29 protein-coding genes and 1 riboswitch are annotated in these 26,130 nt (G+C 52.4%); of the genes, 8 read left to right on the top strand and 21 right to left on the bottom strand.

Annotated features, from left to right (window positions below; genetic code table 11):
* Window positions 1–846: 846 nt before the first annotated feature.
* From OXB_RS07240 to OXB_RS07195, 10 genes are all read right to left on the bottom strand, one after another.
* Window positions 847–1,419 (bottom strand): cob(I)yrinic acid a,c-diamide adenosyltransferase, encoded by a 573-nt coding sequence (locus OXB_RS07240; protein ID WP_041073078.1) that lies wholly within the window; start codon window positions 1,417–1,419, stop codon window positions 847–849.
* Window positions 1,416–1,805, bottom strand: a complete 390-nt coding sequence (locus tag OXB_RS07235) for a bifunctional adenosylcobinamide kinase/adenosylcobinamide-phosphate guanylyltransferase (RefSeq protein WP_041073076.1) — start codon at window positions 1,803–1,805, stop codon at window positions 1,416–1,418. Before OXB_RS07235 ends, OXB_RS07240 begins: the two co-directional genes overlap by 4 nt.
* On the bottom strand, window positions 1,757–2,344 hold the full coding sequence (locus tag OXB_RS07230) for a histidine phosphatase family protein (protein ID WP_041073075.1): 588 nt from the start codon (window positions 2,342–2,344) through the stop codon (window positions 1,757–1,759). Before OXB_RS07230 ends, OXB_RS07235 begins: the two co-directional genes overlap by 49 nt.
* A complete protein-coding gene (gene cobS, locus OXB_RS07225) occupies window positions 2,317–3,084 on the bottom strand; it encodes an adenosylcobinamide-GDP ribazoletransferase (RefSeq protein ID WP_052483903.1) in 768 nt (255 codons plus the stop codon). Before cobS ends, OXB_RS07230 begins: the two co-directional genes overlap by 28 nt.
* Window positions 3,081–3,923: a cobyric acid synthase gene (locus OXB_RS07220; protein ID WP_052483902.1), complete on the bottom strand. Its 843-nt coding sequence runs from the start codon at window positions 3,921–3,923 to the stop codon at window positions 3,081–3,083. The genes cobS and OXB_RS07220 overlap by 4 nt, the downstream gene beginning before the upstream one ends.
* Window positions 3,920–4,513 carry a bifunctional adenosylcobinamide kinase/adenosylcobinamide-phosphate guanylyltransferase gene (locus OXB_RS07215; protein WP_231860371.1) on the bottom strand — a complete coding sequence of 198 codons (594 nt, stop codon included), beginning with the start codon at window positions 4,511–4,513 and terminating at the stop codon, window positions 3,920–3,922. Before OXB_RS07215 ends, OXB_RS07220 begins: the two co-directional genes overlap by 4 nt.
* Window positions 4,500–5,459, bottom strand: coding sequence for an adenosylcobinamide-phosphate synthase CbiB (gene cbiB, locus OXB_RS07210; RefSeq protein WP_442852902.1), 960 nt, complete (start codon window positions 5,457–5,459; stop codon window positions 4,500–4,502). The genes OXB_RS07215 and cbiB overlap by 14 nt, the downstream gene beginning before the upstream one ends.
* Window positions 5,456–6,142 carry an adenosylcobinamide amidohydrolase gene (locus OXB_RS07205; protein ID WP_052483901.1) on the bottom strand — a complete coding sequence of 229 codons (687 nt, stop codon included), beginning with the start codon at window positions 6,140–6,142 and terminating at the stop codon, window positions 5,456–5,458. Before OXB_RS07205 ends, cbiB begins: the two co-directional genes overlap by 4 nt.
* A 119-nt stretch (window positions 6,143–6,261) precedes the next feature.
* Window positions 6,262–6,436, bottom strand: a riboswitch (cobalamin riboswitch).
* A gap of 394 nt (window positions 6,437–6,830) precedes the next feature.
* Window positions 6,831–8,498: an arginine--tRNA ligase gene (argS, locus tag OXB_RS07200; RefSeq protein WP_041073073.1), complete on the bottom strand. Its 1,668-nt coding sequence runs from the start codon at window positions 8,496–8,498 to the stop codon at window positions 6,831–6,833.
* On the bottom strand, window positions 8,495–8,935 hold the full coding sequence (locus OXB_RS07195) for a DUF1934 domain-containing protein (RefSeq protein WP_041073071.1): 441 nt from the start codon (window positions 8,933–8,935) through the stop codon (window positions 8,495–8,497). Before OXB_RS07195 ends, argS begins: the two co-directional genes overlap by 4 nt.
* A 154-nt stretch (window positions 8,936–9,089) precedes the next feature.
* Here OXB_RS07195 and OXB_RS07190 point away from each other — a divergent pair, with 154 nt between their 5' ends.
* Complete coding sequence (locus OXB_RS07190) at window positions 9,090–11,147, top strand: transglycosylase domain-containing protein (RefSeq protein WP_041073069.1); 2,058 nt, start codon at window positions 9,090–9,092, stop codon at window positions 11,145–11,147.
* A 634-nt stretch (window positions 11,148–11,781) separates the two neighbouring features.
* On the opposite strand, the gene OXB_RS07180 is transcribed toward OXB_RS07190, so the two are convergent.
* Complete coding sequence (locus tag OXB_RS07180; protein ID WP_041073065.1) at window positions 11,782–12,312, bottom strand: YwhD family protein; 531 nt, start codon at window positions 12,310–12,312, stop codon at window positions 11,782–11,784.
* Between the two features lie 68 nt (window positions 12,313–12,380).
* Here OXB_RS07180 and OXB_RS07175 point away from each other — a divergent pair, with 68 nt between their 5' ends.
* Window positions 12,381–12,566, top strand: coding sequence for a 2-hydroxymuconate tautomerase (locus tag OXB_RS07175; protein ID WP_041073063.1), 186 nt, complete (start codon window positions 12,381–12,383; stop codon window positions 12,564–12,566).
* 64 nt (window positions 12,567–12,630) lie between these two features.
* On the opposite strand, the gene OXB_RS07170 is transcribed toward OXB_RS07175, so the two are convergent.
* Both OXB_RS07170 and OXB_RS07165 read right to left on the bottom strand, forming a co-directional pair.
* Complete coding sequence (locus tag OXB_RS07170; RefSeq protein WP_041076407.1) at window positions 12,631–13,137, bottom strand: YwgA family protein; 507 nt, start codon at window positions 13,135–13,137, stop codon at window positions 12,631–12,633.
* A gap of 2 nt (window positions 13,138–13,139) precedes the next feature.
* Window positions 13,140–14,450, bottom strand: coding sequence for an HD domain-containing protein (locus tag OXB_RS07165; RefSeq protein WP_041073061.1), 1,311 nt, complete (start codon window positions 14,448–14,450; stop codon window positions 13,140–13,142).
* Window positions 14,451–14,698: 248 nt separating this feature from the next.
* On the opposite strand from OXB_RS07165, the gene OXB_RS07160 reads away from it, so the two are divergent.
* Window positions 14,699–15,334, top strand: coding sequence for an RsfA family transcriptional regulator (locus OXB_RS07160; protein ID WP_041073060.1), 636 nt, complete (start codon window positions 14,699–14,701; stop codon window positions 15,332–15,334).
* A gap of 627 nt (window positions 15,335–15,961) precedes the next feature.
* Here the strand turns inward: OXB_RS07160 and OXB_RS07155 are convergent.
* Entirely contained in the window at window positions 15,962–16,792 is an 831-nt protein-coding gene (locus OXB_RS07155; protein ID WP_041073057.1) for a lipoate--protein ligase family protein, read from the bottom strand.
* A gap of 24 nt (window positions 16,793–16,816) precedes the next feature.
* A complete protein-coding gene (pta, locus tag OXB_RS07150) occupies window positions 16,817–17,794 on the bottom strand; it encodes a phosphate acetyltransferase (protein ID WP_041073055.1) in 978 nt (325 codons plus the stop codon).
* A 170-nt stretch (window positions 17,795–17,964) separates the two neighbouring features.
* On the opposite strand from pta, the gene hemQ reads away from it, so the two are divergent.
* Together hemQ and gerQ are read left to right on the top strand one after the other, a co-directional pair.
* Window positions 17,965–18,714: a hydrogen peroxide-dependent heme synthase gene (gene hemQ / locus OXB_RS07145; RefSeq protein WP_041073053.1), complete on the top strand. Its 750-nt coding sequence runs from the start codon at window positions 17,965–17,967 to the stop codon at window positions 18,712–18,714.
* 194 nt (window positions 18,715–18,908) lie between these two features.
* Window positions 18,909–19,247: a spore coat protein GerQ gene (gerQ, locus tag OXB_RS07140; RefSeq protein ID WP_041073051.1), complete on the top strand. Its 339-nt coding sequence runs from the start codon at window positions 18,909–18,911 to the stop codon at window positions 19,245–19,247.
* Between the two features lie 41 nt (window positions 19,248–19,288).
* Here the strand turns inward: gerQ and OXB_RS07135 are convergent, their stop codons facing one another.
* From OXB_RS07135 to OXB_RS07115, 6 genes are all read right to left on the bottom strand, one after another.
* The gene (locus OXB_RS07135; RefSeq protein WP_041073050.1) at window positions 19,289–20,341 is read right to left on the bottom strand and encodes a hypothetical protein; all 1,053 of its coding nucleotides are present in this window, start codon (window positions 20,339–20,341) and stop codon (window positions 19,289–19,291) included.
* A gap of 107 nt (window positions 20,342–20,448) precedes the next feature.
* Window positions 20,449–20,829 (bottom strand): DUF423 domain-containing protein, encoded by a 381-nt coding sequence (locus OXB_RS07130; protein ID WP_041073048.1) that lies wholly within the window; start codon window positions 20,827–20,829, stop codon window positions 20,449–20,451.
* Window positions 20,830–21,028: 199 nt separating this feature from the next.
* Window positions 21,029–21,259, bottom strand: a complete 231-nt coding sequence (locus OXB_RS18195) for a YwdI family protein (RefSeq protein ID WP_041076405.1) — start codon at window positions 21,257–21,259, stop codon at window positions 21,029–21,031.
* A 5-nt stretch (window positions 21,260–21,264) separates the two neighbouring features.
* A complete protein-coding gene (locus OXB_RS18380) occupies window positions 21,265–21,432 on the bottom strand; it encodes a uracil-DNA glycosylase (protein ID WP_084212403.1) in 168 nt (55 codons plus the stop codon).
* A 223-nt stretch (window positions 21,433–21,655) separates the two neighbouring features.
* On the bottom strand, window positions 21,656–22,342 hold the full coding sequence (locus OXB_RS07120) for a uracil-DNA glycosylase (RefSeq protein ID WP_041073046.1): 687 nt from the start codon (window positions 22,340–22,342) through the stop codon (window positions 21,656–21,658).
* A 7-nt stretch (window positions 22,343–22,349) separates the two neighbouring features.
* On the bottom strand, window positions 22,350–23,105 hold the full coding sequence (locus tag OXB_RS07115) for a DUF4230 domain-containing protein (RefSeq protein WP_041073044.1): 756 nt from the start codon (window positions 23,103–23,105) through the stop codon (window positions 22,350–22,352).
* Window positions 23,106–23,264: 159 nt separating this feature from the next.
* On the opposite strand from OXB_RS07115, the gene thiD reads away from it, so the two are divergent.
* From thiD to OXB_RS07100, 3 genes are all read left to right on the top strand, one after another.
* Window positions 23,265–24,098, top strand: coding sequence for a bifunctional hydroxymethylpyrimidine kinase/phosphomethylpyrimidine kinase (gene thiD / locus OXB_RS07110; RefSeq protein WP_041073042.1), 834 nt, complete (start codon window positions 23,265–23,267; stop codon window positions 24,096–24,098).
* Window positions 24,099–24,404: 306 nt separating this feature from the next.
* Window positions 24,405–25,307 (top strand): tetratricopeptide repeat protein, encoded by a 903-nt coding sequence (locus OXB_RS07105; protein WP_041073040.1) that lies wholly within the window; start codon window positions 24,405–24,407, stop codon window positions 25,305–25,307.
* A gap of 460 nt (window positions 25,308–25,767) precedes the next feature.
* Window positions 25,768–26,118, top strand: coding sequence for a YojF family protein (locus OXB_RS07100; RefSeq protein WP_041073038.1), 351 nt, complete (start codon window positions 25,768–25,770; stop codon window positions 26,116–26,118).
* Window positions 26,119–26,130 lie beyond the last annotated feature (12 nt).

The following is a 26,130-nucleotide window of genomic DNA, read 5'->3' as shown; positions in this document are numbered from 1 at the left end:
GATAATCTACATAATTCGAGTATACTATATTTTCAACCAATTTCAACAGAGTAGTTGAAATATTTCGATAGCAGGAATGATTAATTGCATTATTCGCAACCATTTGGTCGGGGAGGCTTATGAGCGGGGTAAACGGGATTATGGGCGCGGCGCGGGAGATATGAGCGCGGGCAACGACTTATGAGCGCGGCGCGGGAGGTATGAGCGCCGAACAACGACTTATGAGCGCGGCGCGGGAGATATGAGCGCCGAACAACGAATTATGAGCGAAACGCGGGAGATATGGGCGCCGGGCAACCACTTATGAGCGCGGGCAAAGACTTATAAGCGGAACACGGGAGTTATGGGCGCCGAACAACGACTTATGAGCGCGGCGCGGGAGATATGGGCGCGGGCAACCATTTATGAGCGAAACGCGGGAGATATGAGCGCGGGCAAAGACTTATGAGCGGAACACGGGAGATATGGGCGCGAACAACCACTTATGAGCGAAACGCGGGAGATATGAGCGCCGAACAACGAATTATGAGCGCGGCGCGGGAGATATGAGCGCGGGCAACGACTTATGAGCGCGGCGCGGGAGATATGGGCGCGAACAACGACTTATGAGCGCAGCGCGGGAGATATGAGCGCCGAACAACCACTTATGAGCGAAACACGGGAGATATGGGCGCGGGCAAAGACTTATGAGCGGAACACGGGAGATATGAGCGCGGGCAACCACTTATGAGCGAAACGCGGGAGATATGGGCGCGAACGGAAAAGACACCCGCCCAGACTCCCAAAAACGGCTTGCCCGGTTTTCAGGCAATCAAAAAAAACCCGCGAAAAACGCGGGTTTTCCCTTCACTTCTTATCCGTCCGGAACACTTTTGCGCTGCGGACGTATTCGTTGTCGGGTACGTTCAGTCTTGCATTGACGATGCGGGCTGCGACGAAAAGGTAGTCGGAGAGGCGGTTCAAGTACCGTTGGACGACCGCGGGCACATCTTCTTCCGATTTCATCAACGTCACTGTCAACCGTTCCGCACGTCTTGCGACAGTCCTGGCGATGTGCAACGTGGCGGCTCCCGGGGAACCGCCCGGCAAGATGAACCGCTCGAGTTCAGGCGCTTCTTCCATCAGGTCGTCGATCCGCTGTTCCAGCACGGCGATCGGCTCTTCATTCAATTTATAATGGCGTTCCTTCATGACATTCGCCAGGTCGCCGCCTCCGTCAAAAAGTTCATTCTGGATGGCTTCCAAATCTTTCAGTATATCCGTGAAAATGGCCGAATCGAGTTCCGTCATCGCTTTTCCGATGAATGAATTCAGCTCATCCATCGAACCGTATGCTTCAACTCGCAAACTGTCCTTGTCGACGCGTCCCCCGATCAGGCTCGTCTGTCCTTTATCCCCAGTCCGTGTGTAAATTTTCATGTTCCCTCTCCCCTTTTCTTTAAAGTTTGTGCCAACCCGTACCAGATCCGGGTCACTTCATCCGCTTCCGCCAACAGCCGCTGGTACAGGCGGCCGCACCGGTCGCGCAGTTCCCGTAAAGCCGGGTCCATCGGCACGATGCCCCGGCCGATATCCGTCAAGATGACAATGACCTCTTGCCCTTTCAGGCTTTCCAGCGCTTGGCGGACCGCTTCCGCTTCGGATAATTCCGTCCCGGCCATCCAATTCTCGAGCCCGGCTACGACTACTGTCGAATCGACTCGTTCCGGAAGCTTCCCTTCGTACCAGCTCACTTCCCGTCCTGCAAGCATCGACCTTACATAATCCCGTTTTCCGTTTGCAGCTCCGCCGATATAGACATGCATGGCTTCCCCTCCTTGAACGCTTGTTCACTGTCCCAGTCCAGATGATAGACGACGCCATGCGGAATGTTCCAGGACCAGAACTCCTTCGGGACTGGGCAGAATCTCGTCAGGATGACTCGCATCGGGCCGCCGTGCGTGACGACTACTGCTTCATCCGGCAGCTCCGCCATCGCTTCCAAGACCCGTTCTTCCACAACTTTCAAACTTTCACCATCCACCGGAGCAATCAAATATGGATTGTCGATCCAGTCACGGTATTCCTGTACCTTTTCCAGTTCGGCATACGTTTTCCCTTCAAATTTTCCGAAATTGCATTCACGCCATCGTGCATCCGCTATATACTCCGCTTTCGGAAAATAAAGGGCGGCCGTCTGTTGGGCACGCTGCAAATCGCTTCCCTGCACGACGGAAGGGTTGAGTGGTTCCGTCATTTCCCCCTCTACGGCAATCGGCTCATTGGTCCACCCGACATATTTGCGCTCTTGATTGCCCAAGGTCGGCAAATGGCGGATCAAATGAATACGATAACGACGAACCATAACAACACCTCCACCCCTTCAATGAATGCGCCGCATAAGTCCCCTGAAACGCCTCCGAAATTTCTTACAGTCCATCTTCGATAAAGAAGGAGGGATGCCGAAATGACTGTAAGCAGGGCGATGGCCATTCCAAGATGGTCCATTACAAAGCCGACGACAGCAAGCAATAACAAACTTACCAGTACGGAAACGCCGACAATCCCTTGACCCGCCATCTTCTCCTTGAAGAAATGGGCGAGCCCCTTATCCTTTGCGAGCGGCACCGTCACGTAAAATATATTCATGCCCGCCCTCGCCAAGAAGGGGATGAGGATGAAATACAGATACGTCCAGTCGGCAGAAGAGGTGAGAAATTCATGGAGCAGAGCTATTTTGATGAGGACAAGCAGGACGAGCGCCATCGTGCCAAACGCGCCCAATCGCGGATCATCCAGAATCTCATGCCGCTTCGCCTGATCCCGGTATGAAAAGTACGCATCCCCGGTGTCCGCCCATCCGTCCAGATGCAAACCTCCCGTCAACACGATGCCAGTCGTGACAACGGCCACCGCGGTCAGCAAGGTTCCCAACTCCAACCCATCCGAAAAAAGCGCAGCAACCGCGAACATCACCAATCCGATTGCCGCTCCCACGAACGGCAAGGCGATGTACATGCCGGTCACTTCTTTCCTCCCGAGCGGGAATTCCTTTTGCAAAGGGATCGCGGTGAAAAACTGGATGGCGAGCATTATTCCATTCAAGCGGGATCCCCCTCTCCTGCCGAAGTCATGATGCCCTTGATCAGAGGCCAATCGAGATGTTTTTTAATATGTTCCGCCCACGCCTCATAGACATCCACGCCGGCCGGAGCCGGACTGACCGTCCGTTCCATGTCCTCCTCCTCGATGCCATGATCCGCTTTATACGGGATAATCCCCGCAACCGGGACGCCCGTATAGGATTCGATGAAATCAATCCCTTCCTGGAACAAGGCGGGGTCTCCGTGGAATTTATTGATGATGATCGCTTTGACCCGGTCGCGGTGTGCAGGAGCGAGCAGTTGCAGCGTGCCGACGATCGAGGCGATGGCTCCGCCGCGATCAATATCCGCCACGAGCACAACGGGGACATCCGCAATGTCCGCTACCCGCATATTGACGATTTCCCGATCGTTCAAATTCACTTCCGCCGGGCTGCCGGCTCCTTCGATAATGACGGTGTCATACGTTTTTGCCAGTTGCGCCAAGGCGGTCCGGATCGCATCGACCGCTTGCTGGAAAAATTGCTCGCGATATGCCATTCCCGTGACGGGGCCGAACTTCTCCCCGAAAAAAAGCACTTCCGACTTCATCGATCCCACCGGTTTCAATAAAATCGGATTCATGTATACCGAAGGCGTTGTCCGGGCGGCTTCCGCCTGAAGGTATTGGGCGCGGCTCATCTCTTCGCCCCGTTCCGTCTTTGCTGAAAATCTCGACATGTTCTGCGATTTGAACGGCGCCACCCGCACTCCTTCATTGGCCAAGATCCGGCAGAGCGCTGTGCAAATCATCGTCTTTCCCGAATCGGATGCCGTCCCGACGACCATTAACCCATTCATCGTTTCTCCCCCTTTTTCCAGTACGTCGCCACGCCGTAATCCATTTCGATCGCTTCATCTGCACGCCGGACGAGTTCGCGATGAATGTGCCCGAGCCACTGCATATAGACTTTCGTCTCAGCGTCTTCCATCGGCATATCATCCAAAACTTCATTGGAAACGATGACGAGATGGGAGACGGTTTGCAGCAACGTCTCGATCGTCTCATGTAGGCGACTCACCTTCTCTTCCATGCAGCCTTTTTGTCGGATGCAGGGAGTCCCTGCATCCCAACCTTCATATAATTCATTCGCCAGCCAAGTCGTGGCGCAATCCCAAAGGACCAGGTCACCCGGACGGATTGACGGCAGCACTTCCTCCAACCGGACGGACTGTTCAAAAGTCGTCCAATTCATGGAGGCGCGATCCAGACGGTGCTGGTCGATCCGTGCCTGCATTTCCGCATCCGTTGCTATCCCCGAGGCGATATAGACGAGACGGCCGCCCTTCCGTTCCGCCTTATTCACTAAATAACTTTCGGCATATGCGCTTTTTCCGCTTCGGCTGCCGCCTAGAATTACGGTCAGCAACCCCTTTTTATGTATTCGCAAAGACCAACACCCCGATCACAGTCATCCATAGCCAGAACACGAAGGATGCGGTGTGCATCTGTGTGACGGCGGATTGAATATGTTGGGCAGTCAGCGGCACAAGGCCCGGTCCGATTTCCGGACGTGCTGAAACGACACCGCGGTATGTGCTTTTTCCGCCTAACCGGATGCCCAGCTGCCAAGCGGTCGCCGCTTCCGGAAATCCGCTGTTCGGGCTCGGATGGCGCCGAGAATCCTTGCCGAAGCCGACGATCCGCTGCCCGAACGGCAACTTTCCTTCATTTTTTGTGTGGAAGAGGATGAGAAGGCCAGTGATCCGGGCGGGAATGTAGTTGAGCAGATCGTCCGCCCGCGCGGAGAACTTGCCGAACTGGCCATACCGCTCGTCTTTATAACCGACCATCGAGTCAAGCGTATTGACCGCTTTGTATAGCCAAAGACCCGGGGCGCCGAGCAGAAAAGCCCAAAACAGCGGAGATGTCACGCCATCCGCCGTGTTTTCAGAAACCGTTTCTATCGTCGCTCGCGAAATCCCGCTCTCATCCAACTTCTCGGTGTCCCGGCCCACAATCCATGATAATTTTTCCCGCGCTTCCGAAAAATCGCCCTCTTTTAGCGGTCGCTGCACAGCCAAAGCGGCGTCACGCAGACTCTTCTGCGCTAACCCGACCGCAATCAGGATCGCCTCGACCGCAATCCCGGCAAACGTATGAATCTCGTAAGCTAGCCAAACAATGACTGCAACCGCTGCCGTGACAATCCCGATTGTGGCGAAAAGCAGGATTGCCCCTTTCCCGACACGGTACTTCCCTTTATTCAAAACAGCCGTCATCTTGGAAATGAAAGAACCGATCCAACGGACAGGATGCGGCCAATTCGGCGGATCCCCGATGAGCCGGTCCAATAGAAGACCGATTGCAATGGCGATGAAATGGGACGGGATCATGTTTCCCACCCGTTCACTTTCTTGTATGCCCGCAGCGCCCGCACCGTGCAATCATAGACGCCGTGGCCGACCAATTTCCCGAGCGGCGCCACCGTCCCGGCGTACGGAAAATGCACGCCTTGCTGTGTGGCTGCCACGAGGACGCTGTCCGTCGACGTCCCGGTCGCGATCGTCCCGGTCAGCGGGTCCTGGATCGCTTCATCATGAAGAGCTTTCACCTTCGCCTCGGTTGCCGTGATGACCGCCTGGACAAACGCCTCATCCGACAAATCGCCATTGACGATGACCCATGTATTGATCGTCCCGATTTTCTGTTCCTCTTCGCGGGTCAGCGCCTGCGAGACATCCACCGCATTCCCGACACCCGCCGTCACGGCTACGAGAATAGAGCCGAAGTCGCCATCGTATTGGCCGATTTCGACATGTTCGGTCGACACCGCGGTCATCATCCCGACCGTCTCCGCCGGCTGGAATCCTTGCTGTTCCAGATATGCCGCCATTTCCGCTTGGGCATCGTCAACATTATAATGGATATCGACGCTGCGATTGACGAAGGCGCGATACGATCCCAGCCCTGCGTTGTGGACAGCGGAAGATAATGTCTTCATCGGCTGTTCTGCCCGGAAACTGACATAATCGGAGGACACGGAAAACCCCTCTTTTGTTGCAATGAACCTGGTCATCTTTTAACCCCACATTCGTGTAAAATTGAAAAATCCTCCGTACAACTACGGAGGATGTCCAAGTAAAAATCCAAACGCCAAAAAGCGGTCCGATTTCCACCGACCTATTCCTCGCAGGTCACGGGTGATTCGCAAAGGCAGGTCTCCTGGCTTGTGGTCATCGCTTGCCGCGTCTTCCCGGAATTCTTCCAGTGACTTTTCGCGTCTTGCTCGCACTTACAGTGGCGGGACCGCGCCGGCTTTGAACCGGCTTCCCTTTTAACCCCAAGGGGCACCTTTACGCTAGTTTTTCTCATTATACTACAGAAAAGTGGGCTGTCGAGTGTTCCCCTGCCGGCATGTGTCAGCTTTGGGGATTTATCCGTCAGTTCGCGGGAGCAATCCGTCGCTTCCGGAAAAGTATCCGTCAAGTTCACAAGTCTATCCGCCGCTTTCCATTCTTTATTCTCACATCAACACCGTTTGCCCATAGTAAAAGGGGCTGTCCGAAAAGTCCAGGCACAGAGTTGGATACTAGCAAAAAGCAAGGGCGCCGGGAGACTCCTGCGGGAAAGCCGGCCGACGAGACCCCGCACGGCTGTAAGCTGGAGGAGGCTCGTCGGCTGGCCCGCGGAAAGCGACCAGAGCCCTTGCTTTTTGCGTGTTTAACCGGAAAATCCACTTTCTGGACAGCCCCGCCAACTTGTTGTTACATCCGTTCCGGTGCCGATACGCCTACGAGTTTCAACGCGTTCGCGACGGTTGTGCGTGTCGCGGTGACGAGCGCAAGCCGTGCTTCGGACAGCTCCCGATTATCCGGATCGAGCACTTTCTCCGCATTGTAGAAGCTGTGGAAAGTCGCTGCCAGCTCTTGGATGTACGTCGTCACCCGGTGCGGCGAACGGAGCCTTGCCGCGTCGGCCACCAGTTTCGGGAAGTCCCCAATTTTCTTGATCAACTCAAGTTCCTTTTCGGTCTGCAATAAAGAGACATGCTCAACGGAAGCGGCTAACCCTTTCTCTTCCGCCTGACGCAAAATTGAAGAGATCCGCGCGTGCGCGTATTGTGCGTAGTAGACCGGGTTTTCATTGGACTGGGAGATGGCGAGGTCCAAATCGAAATCCATCTGCGAATCACCTGAACGCATGGCGAAGAAATAGCGGACCGCATCCAATCCGACGTCTTCCACGAGTTCGCGCAATGTGACCGCCTTCCCGGTCCGCTTGCTCATCTTGAACTTTTCGCCGTCTTTGTACAATTGGACCATTTGCGCCACTTCGACTTCCAAAGTGTCCCGGTCATAGCCCAGTGCCTCGATGGCCGCTTTCATCCGCGGAATATACCCATGGTGATCGGCTCCCCAAATATTGATGAGCTTATCGAAGCCGCGGCCCAGCTTGTCCTCATGATAGGCGATATCCGGCGTCAAATACGTATACGTGCCGTCATTCTTGATGAGCACCCGGTCCTTGTCGTCCCCGAATGTCGTTGAGCGGAACCATGTCGCGCCGTCTTCCTCATAGACATGGCCGTTCGCCCGCAGCTTGTCGAGCGCCACGTCGATCTTTCCATCTTCATACAAAGACGTTTCCGAAAACCAATTGTCAAAGGAAACCCGGAAGTCTGCCAGGTCCTTTTTCAGCTTCGCCAATTCAAATTGAAGACCGTATTCGCGGAAAAATGAATAGCGCTCTTCTTCTGAAGTGTTGACATATTTGTCTCCGAACTCCTCGGCCAACTTCTTGCCGATATTGATGATGTCCTGGCCATGATAGCCGTCCTCCGGCATATCCCGTTCCATGCCAAGCGCCTGGAAATAGCGGGCTTCCACGGATTTCGCCAGATTATGCACTTGATTGCCGGCATCATTAATATAATATTCGCGGTAGACATCGTATCCGGCAAAGTCCAGCACATTGCATAGGGAATCGCCAAGGGATGCGCCCCGTGCATGACCGAGATGCAGATCGCCGGTCGGATTCGCGGAGACGAACTCGACTTGCACTTTTTCATTCGCCCCGGCGTCCGATCGACCGTAGTTTTCCCCTTGGTCCAATACCGTTTTCACGACATCGCCAAGGTAATCGGTTTTCAACCGGATGTTCATGAACCCCGGACCCGCGATTTCAATCGAATCGATAGACGTGCCCGCCGTGTCCAATTCCCCGAGGATCGCCTCCGCAATGGCACGCGGCGGTTGTTTCGCAAGCTTGGTCAACTGCATCGCAATATTGGTGGCATAGTCCCCGTTCTCTTTGTTCTTCGGCGTTTCCAGCATGATATCCGGAATGTCAGCCGAATCGACAAGCTCGGCGCCGATCACCGCTTGGCGCAATGCCGCTTTCACTTCATTTTGAATCTTTTCTACCGCGTTCATGATTTTCCCTCCGTGTATGTAATAATCAAGTGGTATGTGCCGAGTAAGGAGCTGCCGTCCGATAGCCGATATTGGACATCGAACCGGCCCGAGAGACCACCCTGTTCCTGAGTGAAGCGCAAATGGTCCGTTTCGACATGGAGATCGAAAGTCACAGGGCCGTTGTTGTAGGATCCCATCCGCCTGTTTTCCACACTGAAAGGCAGCCGCATCCGGACAGCCCCTTTGCGCATGATTAGGGCCTCGTTCGGATCCAGTTTGACAATCGTCTCGATCGTGCCGCCCTGTCGTTCTTCGTATTGCAAATAGGAGGTTCCCCTTTTTTCAATGAGTCTTCCCGTCAATCGGAACTCTTGCGTTTCCTTTGCTTGCCCCGGATGCCGGACTGACGAATGGAGCCGGATATCCACTTGTTTCCCTAGTTGCTGCCGTTCCATACGCTCACCTCCGCATATCTTGTTATTATACCGTTCCCCCTCCCTATATTTCAATCCATCGGGAAATGAAGAGATGTTTTTCATTTGACCCGTTTAATCTCTTTCCTTGCTTCGCATACTGAAGGGAAAGACGACAAGGACAGGGCGGGATCCTATGCGACGAACGGTGTTTGTAAAAAAGAGGAAACGGCAAGTGACGATCAGGCGGATACTGCTGCTTTCAGTCATGGCATTGACTGCGGCGCTGACCATCTTCCTATCCCTTCGAATCTATGCCCAGATTACAGGGGCACCTTCTTTGAGCGTGCCGAAAGCCACTATTTTCTTGGATAAAAACGGCAACCAGATCGGCGATCGCTTTTCACTCGAACGGCGGTATTGGGTCGGCCTGGATGAAATTTCACCTATGTTGATAGACGCGGTCATTGCGACGGAGGATAAGAACTTCTACAAACATAACGGGTTCGATTACCGACGGATTGCCGGCGCCGTCTTGAAAGATATCAAAACGATGCGAAAAGCCGAAGGGGCCAGTACGATCACCCAGCAGTATGCCCGGAACCTCTATTTGACACATGAAAAGAGTTGGAGCCGGAAAGTCAATGAAGCGCTCTACGCCTATCGGATGGAGCGATTTTACGAAAAAGATGTCATATTGGAAGGCTATTTGAATACAGTCTATTTCGGGCACGGCATGTATGGTGTCGAAGCGGCCAGCCGGTTTTATTTCGGAAAGTCGGCTAAGGATCTGACCTTGGAGGAGTCCGCTGTCATCACGGCGATTGCGAAGGGGCCTTCGGTTTATTCCCCTGTGGATAATCCCACGAGGTCGAAGGAACGCCAGCAGTTGGTCCTGTCGCTGATGGAAGAGGAAGGGTTCATTACCGAGCAGCAGGAGGAGCGGGCGAAGAATGAGCCGATCCGCCTCAAGACGCAGGAATGGCAGGATACGAAACGGGTCGCCCCGTATTTCCTGGACGAAGTGTGGCGGGAAGCGGAACGGCTGTTGGCCGAGAAAGGGCGCCATCCGGGTGAGGGCGGCTGGACGATCCGGACGACGCTGGATCCCCATCACCAGCAAACCGCGGAGGAAGTCATTGCGAAATGGATGCCGGACAGCGGCTTGCAAGTCGGATTCATCTCGATGGAACCGAACACCGGAGCAATCACTTCGCTTGTCGGGGGTGTCGATTACGCCGAAAGTCCGTTCAACCGGGCAACGCAAGCAAAACGGCAACCCGGCTCGGCAATGAAACCGATTCTGTATGCGGCGGCATTGGAAAACGGATACAGCCCGCTCACGTTCCTCTCTACCGAAAAGACTGTCTTTACGTATGATGAAGGACGCTCCACTTATGTGCCGAATAATGTGAACGGCAAATTCGCCAATCAACCGATTTCGCTCGCCCAGGCCATTGCCATTTCGGATAATATCTACGCCGTCAAGACGCTGGAAGACATCGGGTATAAGAAATTTTCCAAGATGGCGGAACGGCTCGGCATCGATACCCAATTTCCGGAGTCTCCGGCGGTCGCTCTCGGGACGTCGGAAGTGACCTTATTCGATATGACCAAAGCCTACAACCGCATTGCATCCGAGGGAATGGCAGTGGAACCGATGACCATTTACGCCATCACGGACGCGGAAGGCAAGACGGTCTACGAACACCCGGAACAAAAAGGTAAACGGGCCATGACCGAACAGGATGCGTTCATTCTTACACATTTGATGACGGGCATGTTCGACCCTGTATTCAATGATCATTTGAATGCAACCGGAATTTCCATGCGGGAACAACAGTCGCGCCCGTATGCCGCCAAATCGGGCACGACATTGTCGGACCAGTATTTGATCGGCTACAGCCCTTCGCTGACTGCCGGCATCTGGAATGGCTTTGACAAAGGATTGCAATTGAGCAACCCGATCGACAAAGCCGCTTCGAAAAAGATCTGGATGGAATTCATGGAAGAAGCCCATAAGGGGAACGCGCCAGAACCATTTCTGCCGCCTCCTGGTGTCAGCAATGTGAAGATTGATGTGGAAACAGGCGGAATCGCCGTCGCCGGCTGCGACCGTCAGCGTTTCGTCTATGTGAAGGAAAAGGACATCCCGCAAAAACTATGCACCGACCGGGCTTTGCGCGAACAGCGCTCTTCCGGAAAAGGCGACGACAAAAAGTTCGACTTATTTCCATTTTCGTTTTTTGAGTGAGGGTGGAGGGTGAGTCGTGGGGCGCGGGTCGTTGAGTTTTGGGCGTCGACGCATGGATTATGAGCGCGCGGCATGGGGTTATGAGCGCGGACGCATGGATTATGAGCGCGGACGCATGGATTATGAGCGCGCGACATGGGATTATGAGCGCGGACGCACGAATTATGAGCGCGCGACATGGGGTTATGAGCGCGGACGCACGAATTATGAGCGCGGGGCTGGAGTTTTGGGCGTGAACGCATGAATTATGAGCGCGCGGCTGGAGTTTTGGGCGTGAACGCATGGATTTATGAGCGCGGAGTTTTCAGTGGCCGCTCAAAGTCACCAGCAATCACCTGAACTTATCAACGTTCTTCCGAAACCAAAAACTTAATTCCAAATCAAAAAAGCTTTCCTCTCTTGACGGGGAAAGCTTTTTTACCGGGCGAGGCGTCTGTCGAGGCGTATCGCGCTTGGGTTTGAGTGATACGGACCTGTTCAATAGCACTCTACCGGCTGTCCTAGCTTACAATGGCAAGCTGTAATTTTAGTGTACTTCCTTTCCTGGCGACATTCAACCTCGGAACGGGAAGTATGCGGAATTTGTCACATATCGTTCATAAACCCGGCAACCATACTGACATGGCCCGCTTATTTATAACCCCGGCGAATCCACGCCTAGATCGACATGGAGCTTCGGCTCGCTCCGCTTCCACATCTCCTCATTGTGGGTTGAGAGGAACTCAGCCAGCACTTTTTTCGAGTCGTCGTCCATCTGATCGACAATGATCTGACGCTTCATGGATTTGTCCATTCTGTTCACATGATCTGCCAGTATTTTGTAGCCGCGGCGCTTTTCGCGGTTGACGATCATCTCACACGCCGTCACGCCTGCGTAGTACGGACCGTCTTCTTTGAAATCAATCGTGACCCACACGAGCCAATACGGTTTGCCGCCCTCGGAATCCGCCCGGTCCGTCGTGAATTTGATGCCTCGTTCAATATCGCTTCGGGCGTGCATGGCACCGATTTCGATGCTGGCGGTCCCCTCTTCTACGTCGATGATGACGGGCGACACATTTTCCAATGATAACGCACCGACTCCGAATCCTTTATGTCCATCGATCGGATCGTCTTTTATGATCGTGAAGCCCATTTTCTGTTTCGGCTTTTCTTCATTTGCCATGTCTTCGTCCCCTCCAAATCTGATAGTATATACACTATACCGGATTTCCGGGGAAAGGGGGAAGTTGAATGCCATACGTAACTGTGAAAATGCTTGAAGGGCGTTCGGAAGAACAAAAACGCGCGCTTTGTGAAAAAGTGACGGAAGTGGTCGTCGAAACGACGGGCGCTCCTGCTGAAGCGGTTGTCGTTTTCATCGAGGAAATGACAAAAAGCCATTACGCTGTTGCCGGAAAACGCTTGAGCGATCAATAAAGCAGAGTGAATATAAAAGTCGGCCTGTCGGGAGCTGTCACTCTGCCCCGCCAAGCCGACTTTTTTACATCGCCGCGCACGCTTGCAGTTCGGCAATGAAATCAAATGCGTTCGTCATTTCCTCGTCTGAGAAATTCAATTTATTTTTCACGATATGGACTTTGGCAATTTGCTCGTCCCGCTCCAGATGGTCGAAATAGAGCAAAGTCGAAACCAGTTCCAGGAATCTTGAACTTTTTTCATTCAACCGTTCGATGCAGGTCGATAAAAGCTCATGCGGCGACTCGGCCGTTTCAAGAAATCCGGCCCCTTCTTCTGTCACCTGGTAGCTGTAGCGGACGTACGACCCCTTGTCCGTGCGCTGTTCCGCCAAGAATCCCATTTCGCAAAGCTCCTCCACACGCAGTGTCAGCTCTTCCGAGTACGGCCCGTACATATGCAATTCATATTTCTCCGCGAACGGGAAATTCATCTTTTTCGCAATATACACCATTTTTTGCAATTTTTTCCGCCCGCTCACTTCATTCGCAAGTGATATAAATTGCACAATTTTGGCATGTTCCTGTAACAAGGTCATACCCCTCCCTCATTTTTCAACATATGTAAGATCCGTTCATAGATTGGATTTTCGTCTTTACCTTCCAACAGGACGTCTTCCGGGAAATAGAGCTTGTGATCCGTCCGGCGCTTTCCCGATATGGCATCGACGATATCGGAGGAACGGGATAATTCCCGCAGTTCCCCAGTCGGCATTTGCAAATAAATCGGCAGGCGTTCGTTCTCCTCCCCCGGCCGATAGAAATCATAGGGCAGATCGGAGGACGAATCGGCAATCAAATAATAGTTGGGATCGATGCCCGCTTCTTTGAACAACCGTTCCAACTCCCCGATTTTCCGGTACTCCGTCGCCGGGTCGAATTCGACGTGCTGAAACAGCCGCCGGTTTATGAATCGATAGCAAAGATCCGCCAGAATCGGGTCGTTCTCCTTTGTCCATAATTGGAAATATGTCAATAACACGCTCTCGTCCAGTGAAATATAATCTTCCAGCTCATACGTCCGTTCGAAGAAGGAATGGAAGTGAGCCGGCTCTTGCTTAAACGTATACCCTCTTTCATGAAGATGTTTCGCCCGATGTAAGATTTTCATCAAAATCACTTCGGCGCTGCGGGAAACCGGATGAAAATACACTTGCCAGTACATTTGATAGCGGCTCATGATATAGTCCTCCACCGCGTGCATACCGCTATATTTGACAACAGCCTGCTCTTCGGTCGGACGCATGACGCGCAAAATCCGCTCCATATCAAAATGGCCGTACGACACCCCCGTATAATAGGCATCGCGCTGCAAATAATCCATCCGGTCCGCGTCAATCTGGCTCGAGATGAGACTGACGACGAGCTTGTCCGGATACGTCTTGCCGATGACGTCCGCCACTTTTTGCGGAAAGTCATCCCCGACGCGGCGGAGCACTTCATTCACCTCGGTATCGCCGAGCAGGATGCCCTGCGTGAATTGTTCATGGTCCAAATGAAACACTTTTTCAAACGCATGCGAAAACGGGCCATGGCCGAGATCGTGCAGCAAGGCGGCGCATAATGTCACGAGGCGTTCTTCCTTCCGCCACTCGGGCCGGTTGACGAAGCCGTCGTCCAGAATGCGGCGTACGATTTCATAGACGCCCAGGGAATGCTGGAAGCGGCTATGCTCAGCGCCGTGGAATACGAGATACGTGGTGCCGAGTTGCCGGATCCGACGCAACCGCTGGAATTCCCGGGTTCCGATGACATCCCAGATCACTTTGTCCCGCACATGGATATAGCGGTGCACCGGATCTTTAAACACTTTTTCTTCAAACAGTTTTTCATGTTCGTATGCCATCGCCCACTCGCACCTCCGTCAATCATTCTTCTTAGTATAGACAATTCGAGCGGATGACGGAAGATGGAAAAAGAATCATTCCCCCACAAATCCGTGACAACGCCTGCTTGCGGTTTCATTTGAATGGAAACATATTGGATTGAGTTGAAAAAATTTACTAGAATGGCGGCGACTTCATGAATAAAACACGTGAACTCTGTCCAAACTGACGATAGAAAAAGACTATGAACATGGCAGGAGGCACGGAAATGGTGAAAGTTAGACAGGATGCTTGGGTAGAAGAAAATGATATTTTATTGGCCGAGACGGTGTTGCGGCATGTCCGCGAAGGAAGCACGCAATTGAGCGCGTTCGAAGAGGTCGGGGATTTGTTGAACCGGACCGCGGCGGCATGCGGTTTCCGCTGGAATGCGGTAGTCCGCCGCGATTATGAGAAAGAATTGGCGGAAGCGAAAAAGGAACGGAAGCAGGCCATGCGGGTTCTCGGAAAAGACTTCAAACGACGCGGCCAGCAATTGTACACCCCTTCCCAGGGCGGGGATGAAGAACAAAAGACTTCTGTTCCTCTATCAGCCCTATCCCTAGATACCGTCATCGCCTATCTCGTCAGAATGCACCACTCCGGGGCGGGCGACAACGAATCTTTGCGTTGGAAACAAACTGCGAAAATCGCACAAGAAAAAATGGAAGAACTCGAGAATGAGATTGAGAAACTTCGCCAAGAGAATAAAACCTTGCGAGATGACTACGATCAGTTCGTCCAGATCATGAACCGGGCACGCCGCCTCGTTACGCTGGAAGATGACGCCGAACGGACCGCCCCCGTTTTCAAAATGGAACAAAACGGAAACCTCGTTTCGAAAGAGCCACCGATTAATCACTGATCGGTGGTTTTCGGCGTGATCTTAGGTGGATCAATACTAGGCGGCAGGATTCGTTGAGAGGTTCTTGTTGTTCGTTTGGAGGTTGGCATCGAATGTTTAGAGGTTTTCGGGAAACGTTTTGTAGTTAGAAGAAATTGTTGTGAGGTGGGATGAAAATGTTGGAAGGTTCGGGTAACGTTGGGAAGTTCCCGGATTATGTTGAGAGGTTGGACCCGAACGTTTGGAGGTGCCAGGGAATCGTTTGGAAGTAGAGCGAATTTGTTGCAAGGTAAGACGAATACGTTGAGAGGTTCGGGTAACGTTGGGAAGTTCCCGGATTATGTTGGGAGGTCGGACCCGAACGTTTGGAGGTGCAAGGGATTCGTTTGGAAGTAGAGGGAATTTGTTGCAAGGTCAGAAGAATACGTTGAGAGGTTCGGGTAACGTTGGGAAGTTCCCGGATTATGTTGAGAGGTTGGACCTGTACGTTTGGAGGTGCCTAGGATTCATTTAGGAGTCAAAGGGAAACGTTGCGAGGCCCATCGGATACTGGTTCGAAACACTTAAAGTTCCGCGGACATATTTAAAAATTCCAGAGTCCTGAAATCAAAAACACAGCCGCCCTTGTGTAGGTAGGCTGCGTTTCATTCAGACCAGCATTTTTTTGTTCCGTTCAACAACGCGGTTAAGGTAGAAGTTGTATAAGTCCATCTCGTCCGCTTGGAACCCGCCGACAGTGATGCGATCGGCCAGTCCGTCCAGCAAGGTTTGTACGCGGATCATGACGTCGCCGACGGTTAGCGGCATGCCGAGCAGTTCCTCCAGCGATGCCATCACTTCGGGACGAATGGACGGATAGATGAACTTGGTCGATTTCCCTTGCAACCCTATATCATAAACGTCCCGGATGACCTCCGCCCGCGCCGCGCCGTTTCCTTCGACGCAAAGGTACACTTGGACGGCGATGCCGGAGCGGAGCCGGCGCTGGGAGATGCCGGCGAATTTCTTGCCGCCGATGCTGAGGTCGTAGGAGCCGGGGCAGTAAGAACCGACAATTTCATACGCTTCGATCCGCTCCCCGGCCTCCGGAAATAGCAGGCGGACGAATTCCAGCATCGTTTCGTAGCCTGCCGGGATATCAATGGCCCCTTCGCGCTCCGATAAGACGATGGAAATATTCAAGACACCCCCGTCCAGGACGACTGCCAAACCGCCCGAATTCCGAACAATCACCCGGTACCCTCTCGCTTTCAGCATCTCGATTGCCTCCTCGACGTGAGGGAGACGGTGATCCTGGATGCCGAGCACGACAGTCTCTTCATGGACCCACGTCCGGACGGCCGGCACGCTCAGCTGCTGGCCGACGAGATGGCAAAGGGTGTCATCCGCTGCGAAAGATTCCAAGGCGGATCGGCTGCGAGCCGACATCGACTCGTCGATGAACCGCCATTCCGGTATGTGTAATAACGACTGTACCATTGCCGATTCTCCTGTTTTTTCAAATTAAGATAAACTTTGTGCCGCTGTCAGCAAGGAAACTTTATATACGTCATCCGCCGAGCAGCCGCGCGACAGATCGTTCACCGGTGCGTTCAGCCCTTGCAGAACAGGACCGATCGCTTCATAGCCGCCGAGCCGCTCTGTCAATTTGTATCCGATGTTCCCCGCTTCCAGTGTCGGGAAGACGAATACAGTGGCGTCCCCTTGGAGGATGGAATCCGGTGCCTTCTTCGCGGCGATTTCCGGTACATAGGCCGCATCAAATTGGAATTCCCCATCGAGCGGCAAATCCGGTTCGAGCATTTTGGCGATTTGCACCGCTTTCGCCACTTTTTCCGTCTCTTCCGTCACCGCGGAGCCTTTGGTCGAGAACGACAGCATCGCGACGCGCGGTTCCACGCCGAATGATCTTGCGGTTTTCGCACTTTCAATCGCAATTTGGGCAAGTTCCTCTGCGGTGGGAGCTACAGTAATGGCGCAATCCGCGAACACAAGCCGCTCTGTCCCTTTCATCATAATGAAAGCTCCGCTCGTCCGTGAGACCCCCGGCCGGGTCTTAATGATCTGAAGTGCCGGCCGCACAGTATCCGCTGTCGAATGGGCGGCGCCGCTGACCAGGCCATCCGCCCGGTTCGTATAGACGAGCATCGTCCCGAAATAATTGACGTCCTTCAACAACTCGCGGGCCTCTCCCGCGGAGGGGCGCACTCCCCGTCTTTCCACGAATTGTCCGACGAGTTCCTCGAAATACGGAGCTTGCTCCGGGTCGACAATCGAGATCCCTGAGATATCGACGCCCGCTTCTGAAGCCGCCGCCTTCACTTGTTCTTCCTTGCCAAGCAAAAGCGGCGTCACGCAACCTTCCGCGTGGAGCCTCGCAGCTGCTGTCACAATCCGACCATCCCAGCCTTCCGGGAGAACGATCGTCTTCTTCTGCCCCGCCAATTGCTTCCGAATCACGTCAAATAAATCCATCGTCAACACCTCTTTACGAAAGTTCATTACCTTAAGCATACACGAACCGGCCAGGTGATAAAAGAGTTTCATCCCATGGCAAATTCATGACAACGGCGCTGCGGAAAGAACTTTCCGCCTAGTTTATGCTACACTGATTACAGAAGTAAATATATCGTGAAGGAGACTGAATAGTTTTGAATGAAGCAGCGATCACACTCGATGGATGGTATGTATTACATGACTTGCGCTCCATGGACTGGGCATCTTGGAAAGCGATTTCGAAAGAGGAACGCCAAGCGGCAGTCGATGAATTCCTCGCCTACCTGGAAAAATTGCAACAAGCGGATGACGCCAAAACAGGAAGTCACGCCTTCTATACAGTCGTCGGACAAAAAGCGGATTTCATGCTCATGACATTGCGTCCAACGATGGATGAACTGCAAGAACTGGAAGCTGAATTCAATAAACTGACGATTGCCGATTTCACAATCCCGGCGTATTCGTATGTTTCCGTCGTAGAATTGTCTAATTATCTAGCTGGCGAATCGGATGAAGACCCATATCAGAATCCGTATGTCCGTGGTCGTCTCTATCCGGAATTGCCGCGCAACCAGTATATCTGTTTCTACCCGATGGACAAAAAGCGCGAAGGCGACGACAACTGGTATATGCTCGATATGGACAAGCGGAAAGAATTGATGCGCAGCCACGGCTTGATCGGCCGCAGCTATGCAGGAAAAGTGAAACAGATCATTTCCGGTTCTGTCGGTTTTGACGACTATGAGTGGGGCGTCACTTTATTTTCAGATGACGTTCTTCAGTTCAAGAAACTTGTCTATGAAATGCGTTTCGATGAAGTGAGCGCGCGCTACGGCGTATTCGGCTCATTCTTCGTCGGCACCATTTTAGAAGGCGATAAAAAAGCGGAGTTCTTTAAAATCTGAAGAAACGCACCACATGCAGAGTGATCTGCATGTGGTTTTTTATTTTCCCGGTTTGCATGTTTGCCGCAACCCGGACATAAGGTAATGGCAAGGGGGTATTGCCGTGGCTGTGATACAGGCCACAAGTAGAGAAGTGGATCTACTCGCGCGGCATTACGCCGAGGCATAATTGATAAAAGAGAAAGGATGAAGACTTGGTTCAATATTATTGGAACCCTACCTATCAAAATCAGCATGTCGCGCCGCCAGTGACGCTTCCGGGCGGAAGGTCGCCTGTACAAGGGCGGGAAGAATCGTATATCGAGAACATCTTACGTCTGAATCGCGGGAAAATCGGTAATTTCCACTTTTCTTTCGAGCATGGCGCGACGGGCACAACCGCTAAAAATGTCCGGGGCATGGTAGAAGCAGCGGGACGTGACCACGTCATCTTGAGCGAATCGGGGACTGGGCATCGCTATTTATTCCCGATGATCTACTTCGATTACGCGGAATTTGATGAGGAGCTGCGTTATTTTAATCAGACGCCATAAACAACGTCCGTACGCCCATTTTCGGGGGTACGGACGTTGTTTCATTGTTCCATCTTCTCTTTTAACGCATGAAGGAAACGTTCTGGTTCATCCACCCGGATCGCTGCGCTCATGTATGTTTTTTCCATCCCTATGAACAACGTTGCCCGAAGCGGGCGTTTAAAATGAAGGACAAACTGGGGCTTCAATTCTTCGAAATCCTTGGCGATGAATTGGATCAACCCTTTTTGCTTCAAGTCATACGACTGAGCGGCCTCCCCTTCCACGATATCGGCAATCGCATCATACGGAATTTCCATCCGCTTGCCCAGTCCAAGAGAAATCCGCATTTTATTCTCCGCCAATTCGAGCGGATTGAGACGGACCACTTGAATTTCGGCAATAAAATAAAGCACCGTGTAGACATTGAGCAGGAGCAAGACGATGGAAAGAAGGACCGATTTGTCATGGAAGAACCAGTGGAGGCCCACCGTCTCGATGATAATCGCGTGGATCAGCATGACGTAAAACGCAAGCAGACTTGTCTTCCGGTGGAGATAGAACTTGGATTCCCCTAAGGGTGGTGCTTGTTTCCAAGAGGCGATGGCATAGTAGAACATCACCGATTCGGCTGCAATCACGGAAATCAATGGATGGGCGGATACCTTTTCTCTCACCGTGGCTGGAAAGGCGAACAACCCGGTGGCAGAGGACTTTTTCATATCGCGTAAAATGACCGGCATATGTTTCACAAGCAGGAAAACCAGTCCGATTTCCGCGAGCAGAATACCGCCTTCCAACGCGATGGCTGCATACGGGACGAATCGGAACGGTTCGAAGTGCGATGCCGGAATGATGAAACGGGCAGCCACAAGACCGAGCACCATGAAGGTGATGAACCGCTTCACAGTAAACCCTTTCTTCCGGGTCATCGCCAAGATGAGCAGCGGTGCAATGATCGCCAAATCGAGGAGTGAGCCGAAGACCACTCCTGTCGCATAGGCAGGAGCCGGCACAATGTCAGGCAGGCGATAGATCAGGTAATTACTGATAAGGGTGAAAGCTAGCAAGACACCGAAAATCCACTGCTCGGATCGCGTACGGGTGAGAGCCATAGGAATGCCTCCTTTTCTTTTAGTGTATCAAAAAGGAAGAGAACCGGAAATTTTGGAATTGACAATTCAGTGGATAAAAAAACAAGGAGGGGACATCCCTCCTTGCCTTATTTTCCAAATTGGACAGCTGCGACAATCAGCATGATCCACCCGATGATAAACGCGACGCCGCCGATCGGAGTGATGGCGCCAAGCACGCCGATTCCCGATAGGCTGAGCACATATAAGCTTCCCGAAAAGATGATGATCCCGGCCAAAATCAAATACCCGGCCCATGACAGGGATGTTGATGGTCCGAATAGAGAAGAACTCATCAAAATACCGATCGCCAGCAATCCGATCGCGTGGAACATTTGATATTGCACCGCGGTTTCCCAGATGGCCAAATACCGTTCCGACAACCGCTCTTTCAGCGCATGCGCACCAAACGCTCCAAGCGCAACGGCCATGGCGGCATTGACCGCCCCCGCAATAATGAAAAATGGCATTCCGTTCCCTTCTTTCTCTCCATGGTACTTACCAGTTTATCCGATTTCCGAGTGGGGAAAGATGACGATTTCAGCACGATTTTAAATCGGTGTCGCGGATTGGCGGAGATAATCGTCAAATAGATTGGGATATCCGTCACTTTTCAGAGGATATCCGTCAAATTGGATGAGATATCCGTCAGGTTCACAAATTTATTCATTAGAAATCAAAGATGGAGCCCCCATTGGCATCCTCTTCCTCCAACACATTCGTTTCAAATGAAGTGATCGGCATAGCCGGTATCTCGGGCTTCGCCTCCCCGCCAAGCACGACCTCGCAAAGCGAACGGATGGCGGCCAATGACTCCCGGACCGTCCGTTCATCCCCCGCCCGCTTCGCCATCTGCAGCTGCCGCTCCATCTCCGCAAATAGTTGTTGTTGTGAAATCATCAGCTTCACTCCCTCGTTTTCGGTTCGAATTTCATACATTCCATGCCGGAGGACCGTTGGACGACGACGGACGGCAGCTCCCTCGACTTGAATCCGTATGCCTTGCATCCCCGCGGATGTTTCGGCTCCCACGTCACGTAGAAGTTTCGGCATCGAAAGCAATTGACAGCCACACGCATCCCCCCTTCATTCAATACAACTATAGCTTTCCAACCCCAAGTTTTGCAAGACACGCCTATTATTCGGGTTGAATGAAGGGTAGGTTGGGAGATGAGCGGGTGGTGTAGGTGGGGAGTAAGTTATCAGCGATCGGCGGTTAGTTATCAGCACTCCCAACAAGTTATCAGCACTAGCCCACGTAGAAAGGGGCGCCCCGTCCAAGAAGCGCCCCTTTCTTTATTCAAAACGATTCACCTGGCACCAGTCGATTGGTTTTTCATTCCACGACTTCAGGATTTGATTGGTTCCGGAATAGGGACGGCTCCCGAAGAAGCCGCGGCTGGCGCTGAGCGGGCTCGGGTGTACGGATTCGATGACCGCATTCCGGGTTGTGTCGATGAGTTTCTTCTTTTGTTGCGCGGGACGTCCCCAAAGGATGAACACTACCGGCTTTTCCCGCACGGACAATTGGCGGATCACCTCATCCGTGAACGGTTCCCACCCCTGCCCCCGGTGGGAGTGGGCTTTGCCTTCCCGCACGGTCAGCACCGTGTTCAGCATCAGGACCCCTTGGCGTGCCCATCCTGTCAATGTGCCCTCTTCGGGAAGGGCGCATCCGATATCCGTCGATAATTCTTTGAATAAATTCCGCAAGCTCGGCGGCAATGGAACGCCCGGTTGTACGGAAAAGCTCAAGCCGTGCGCCTGCCCCGGCCCGTGATAGGGATCTTGTCCCAAAATGACGACTTTCACTTCTTCAAAAGGGGTTAATTTGAAAGCTGTCCACAAATCATCCATCGCCGGGTAGATGGTTTCCTTGCTGTATTCGACCTTCAAAAATTCCCGGAGCTGTTGGTAATACGGCTTCTGGAATTCATGCTCCAGCACGTCATCCCAATCATTACCGAATATTTTCTTCTCCATCGGGCGATCACTCCTTGACCTTAATCGTCACATCATAGCCGGTGAATGAAAACATGTCCTCCAACGTCTGTTCCGCTTGATGCTGCGCGGTTTGCAGGATGCCTTGCCCGCTCGCCTCCTCGACAATGAGTTTTTTCGCTTCCGCAGCTAGTTCATACGCTTCTTCAATATTCGCTTTTTCCCGGAAGACCCCCTCATAGGAATACACTTCGACCTGGTCGAAAAAGAGTTCGGCCCCTCCTAGAAAAGTGGCGGGGGGAATCGCCAGTTCAATCTTCTTCTGTTCTTCATGTACCACTATATCTTTCTCTGTCAAACCTGACAGGTCCACTCCGGCCTTGACAGACCCCGGGATGATGACCAATAGTTGCCGTTTCGTCCCCGGCACATTCAAGCCGATATCTTGTCCGAACAGCTGGTTGTCCCGCCGTTCGATGATCACTTTTGTATATACTTCAGCCGTTGTGAGCTGTTGGAGTTCTTGTATCCGTTCCAGGAACACGCCTTTTTCTTCCGTTGCCGTCGATCCTGTCTTGAGGAAATGAAACGTGACGAATGGCAAAGCCACTAATAGGGCTAAAATGAGAAGTCCGATGAGGATAAATGATTTTCGCCAGACGGAAAAGAACAGTTTCCCGACTTTCCAGAAAGGGATCTTTTTGCGCGGTCCCATTTCATCGACTGTGACAGCGGATTCTTTCTGGGAAGACCGGACTTCCTGCAGCAGCTTTTCAATTTCATCCAATTTCTTATCTTTCGCCATGCCACCCCTCCTAGTCTCGTAATTCGACAATATCTTATACGTTTAGACTAACGGAAAGTTCCCTACCCTACAACTGATTGCTAATGTCCGACAATTGTAATTCCTCTTTACTTTCATTAAGATTGAGATATATTCATACTAAACTAAAGGAGATTCATTATGACATTAAAAAAGACATTGACCATTGCAGGTTCCGATACGTCGGGTGGAGCAGGGATCCAAGCCGACTTGAAAACTTTCCAGGAGCACGGAACGTACGGCATGACGGCATTGACCGTCGTTGTGACGATGGACCCTGATAACAACTGGAGCCACTCCGTGTACTCCCTCCCGACCGATATTTTGAAAGCGCAGATAAAGACCGCCCTATCCACAGGCATCGATGCCATCAAAACGGGGATGTTGAGCACGGAAGAGGTCATCCAAACGGCAGGCGAAGCCATTGCGGAATCCGGTCTCGACCATGTGGTGATCGATCCCGTCATGGTCTGTAAAGGCGAAGATGAGGTTTTGAACCCGGGAACAGTCGATGCCATGGTGACCTATTTGCTACCGAAAGCCGAAATCGTCACCCCCAACTTGTTCGAAGCAGGCCAACTGGCGGGAATGAAAACCCCTTCGACAATCGATCAAATGAAGTCGGTCGCGGAAAAAATCCATTCCCTCGGTGCGCGCAACGTCGTCATCAAAGGCGGCAAACAGCTGCAGCACGACAAAGCCGCCGACCTGTTCTATGACGGGCAGACCTTCACACTGCTCGAAGCCGAAAAGACGGACACGCATTACAACCACGGGGCGGGCTGCACATTCGCCGCTGCGATCACAGCCAATCTGGCAAACGGCATGGGCGTGAAGGAAGCGGTCGTGGAAGCGAAAGAATTCGTCACCGCTGCCATTGCAAATGGCTGGAGACTGAATGAATACGTCGGTCCTGTCATGCACGGCGCCAAAACCAGATTCGGCGCACCGGAAATTACGTTGACTGAAGTGTAAGTGGATGCCAGGAGATGCAGAAGTCTCCTGGTTTTTTATCTTTATTCAGCAAAAGACTCCCACCTCTATAGGTGGTGAGATGAATGCGGTTTTATCTCCTGTTCAACGGATGTTCAAACTCCTGTTGAATAAAGATAAAGTCTCCGGCGGATGTCACGGATTTTTAAGGGTAGCTTTTAAAGGAAGGCAGTCTAAGTGCGCGACGTCCTGTCGCAACGACTGCATGACCGACATCCTGTCGGCCTCGAGCTCGAAAAAAATCCGGACGCACTCACGCCGAGGCGTGATTGATTAAGGAGGACGGGAATGAACTTGAATCAACAAGCGATTCAACTGCTGGAAGCGAATCAGTATGACGAGGCATTGGAGTTATTCCAAGAAGCGGTTCGCCGGTCGCGGGATGTTCAGTCGTTGACAAATTTGGCATGGATTTATTGCCATGAAGAAGATGAATTCGAAAAAGCGCTGGAACTTGCCGAAGAGGCAATCGCACTGAAGCCATCCTCGCATTTCCCTTATTATTTGCAAGGTGAATTGTATGGACGGCTTGAAAGGTGGGAGGAAGCAAAGAGCGCTTGGGAACAAGCTCTGGCCATCCATGAATCCAAAACGGCATGGCATAACTTGGCGGTCGCTTCATATGAGCTTGGCAAAACGGCAGAAGCTTCCGAGCAATTCAGGTGTGCGGCCGGAAAGTCGGACACGGCGCTTTATGGACATGCGAAATGCTTGGCAGATCTCGGCAAGCGGAACGCAGCCAAGCAGGTGCTTGCTACGTTCGCAAAAGAGGACGATGAGTTCGTCGGCGAAGTGGAGGTGGCAGACCTTTACGTTGAAATCGGGGCTTACAAAGAGGCAGTCTACTGGTTCGCCATAGGGTGGGACAACTATTGGAAACAACCGAGCTGGGTCGGCCGCTACGTCTTCGCCTTGCGGAAGCTCGACCGTACGCAATTAGCGGAGGATGTATTGAACGAAGCAAGACAACTGAAAGAGGTGGAGTGGCAAGAGTCCGTGGAGGAAGACTGTGATGAAGACTGGACGCCGCGCGACAAAGAGGAAAATCTTGAGCGATTGCGAGATGACATGAAACTTTATGAGCAAATCTCTGACGGCTACGTCCCTGCCTTGGAATTCGGGACCTACCTCGATACCGCCTGCTACCTATTTGGCTGCGCTCGGCATGGGCATCCGGAATATCAGGGGTAAGCGTGCCGGGATTCGTTGGTAATTTCGATTTCGTTGGTCAACTCCGCCCGTTCGTTGGACATCCCGACACTTTCGTTGGACACCCCGGGCGATTCGTTGGACATCTGCTGGGATTCGTTGGTAACCTCGGGTTCGTTGGTAACCCCCGAGTTCGTTGCACAACTCTGCCCGTTCGTTGGACAACTCGACACTTTCGTTGGACACCCCGGGCGATTCGTTGGACAACTACCGGGATTCGTTGGTAACCTCGGGTTCGTTGGTCAACTCCGCCCGTTCGTTGGACATCCCGCCAATTTGGTTGGACACTTCGAGCGTTTGGTTGGACAACTGACGAGGTTAGTTGTTAATCCTGGCCCTATCGCACTGCCTACCTTTCCCCGTCGAAGCAAGGATATCGCATTCAACTCTTTTTTTCTATATACTGAAGAGAAGCAGTTTGCAGCAAGAAGGAGGAGTATCCATGGAGCAAGTTAAACCGGAGCATTTGCAGGAATTGATTGATTCCTTTGCGAATAAAGAGGTCTACATCCACTTGGAAACGACCAATGGTTCCTATGCGACCCATTTCAATGAAGGCTTTTTTAACGCGGGTGCGTTTATTCGCAATGTAGTGGTGAAATATGAATTGGGGAAAGTCGCGGGGGATTCGCCGCACCGCGTCGGCTTGAAGCTTCCGTCCGGCTGGATTTACGCTCAAGGGATCACCCATTATACGTTGGATGAGCATGATCGGCTGCTGATGGCCGGTCTGGATGGGGAAGGAAAGCTAGCGGTCGCTCTTGAAATCAGCGAGACGCCGTTCACATATTAAGGAGGGACTGTA

Origin of the sequence: Bacillus sp. OxB-1 (assembly GCF_000829195.1) — a bacterium.
Taxonomy (GTDB): domain Bacteria; phylum Bacillota; class Bacilli; order Bacillales_A; family Planococcaceae; genus Sporosarcina.
The sequence above is the reverse complement of the archived record's forward strand: the minus strand, read 5'-3'. Positions and strand labels throughout refer to the sequence as shown.

What these genes read in the sequence shown, in the direction of transcription:
- OXB_RS18195 (WP_041076405.1), bottom strand. Translation starts at nt 21,259, where the DNA reads ATGATTTCACAACAACAACTATTTGCGGAGATGGAGCGGCAGCTGCAG.
- OXB_RS07135 (WP_041073050.1), bottom strand. Translation starts at nt 20,341, where the DNA reads ATGGCTCTCACCCGTACGCGATCCGAGCAGTGGATTTTCGGTGTCTTG.
- OXB_RS07235 (WP_041073076.1), bottom strand. Translation starts at nt 1,805, where the DNA reads ATGCATGTCTATATCGGCGGAGCTGCAAACGGAAAACGGGATTATGTA.
- thiD (WP_041073042.1), top strand. Translation starts at nt 23,265, where the DNA reads ATGACATTAAAAAAGACATTGACCATTGCAGGTTCCGATACGTCGGGT.
- OXB_RS07190 (WP_041073069.1), top strand. Translation starts at nt 9,090, where the DNA reads ATGCGACGAACGGTGTTTGTAAAAAAGAGGAAACGGCAAGTGACGATC.
- argS (WP_041073073.1), bottom strand. Translation starts at nt 8,498, where the DNA reads ATGAACGCGGTAGAAAAGATTCAAAATGAAGTGAAAGCGGCATTGCGC.
- OXB_RS07195 (WP_041073071.1), bottom strand. Translation starts at nt 8,935, where the DNA reads ATGGAACGGCAGCAACTAGGGAAACAAGTGGATATCCGGCTCCATTCG.
- cbiB (WP_442852902.1), bottom strand. Translation starts at nt 5,459, where the DNA reads ATGATCCCGTCCCATTTCATCGCCATTGCAATCGGTCTTCTATTGGAC.
- OXB_RS07175 (WP_041073063.1), top strand. Translation starts at nt 12,381, where the DNA reads ATGCCATACGTAACTGTGAAAATGCTTGAAGGGCGTTCGGAAGAACAA.
- OXB_RS07155 (WP_041073057.1), bottom strand. Translation starts at nt 16,792, where the DNA reads ATGGTACAGTCGTTATTACACATACCGGAATGGCGGTTCATCGACGAG.
- OXB_RS07160 (WP_041073060.1), top strand. Translation starts at nt 14,699, where the DNA reads ATGGTGAAAGTTAGACAGGATGCTTGGGTAGAAGAAAATGATATTTTA.
- OXB_RS07130 (WP_041073048.1), bottom strand. Translation starts at nt 20,829, where the DNA reads ATGCCATTTTTCATTATTGCGGGGGCGGTCAATGCCGCCATGGCCGTT.
- OXB_RS07165 (WP_041073061.1), bottom strand. Translation starts at nt 14,450, where the DNA reads ATGGCATACGAACATGAAAAACTGTTTGAAGAAAAAGTGTTTAAAGAT.
- OXB_RS07240 (WP_041073078.1), bottom strand. Translation starts at nt 1,419, where the DNA reads ATGAAAATTTACACACGGACTGGGGATAAAGGACAGACGAGCCTGATC.
- OXB_RS07100 (WP_041073038.1), top strand. Translation starts at nt 25,768, where the DNA reads ATGGAGCAAGTTAAACCGGAGCATTTGCAGGAATTGATTGATTCCTTT.
- OXB_RS07115 (WP_041073044.1), bottom strand. Translation starts at nt 23,105, where the DNA reads ATGGCGAAAGATAAGAAATTGGATGAAATTGAAAAGCTGCTGCAGGAA.
- OXB_RS07120 (WP_041073046.1), bottom strand. Translation starts at nt 22,342, where the DNA reads ATGGAGAAGAAAATATTCGGTAATGATTGGGATGACGTGCTGGAGCAT.
- OXB_RS07205 (WP_052483901.1), bottom strand. Translation starts at nt 6,142, where the DNA reads ATGACCAGGTTCATTGCAACAAAAGAGGGGTTTTCCGTGTCCTCCGAT.
- OXB_RS07105 (WP_041073040.1), top strand. Translation starts at nt 24,405, where the DNA reads ATGAACTTGAATCAACAAGCGATTCAACTGCTGGAAGCGAATCAGTAT.
- OXB_RS07220 (WP_052483902.1), bottom strand. Translation starts at nt 3,923, where the DNA reads ATGAATGGGTTAATGGTCGTCGGGACGGCATCCGATTCGGGAAAGACG.
- OXB_RS07230 (WP_041073075.1), bottom strand. Translation starts at nt 2,344, where the DNA reads ATGGTTCGTCGTTATCGTATTCATTTGATCCGCCATTTGCCGACCTTG.
- OXB_RS07180 (WP_041073065.1), bottom strand. Translation starts at nt 12,312, where the DNA reads ATGGCAAATGAAGAAAAGCCGAAACAGAAAATGGGCTTCACGATCATA.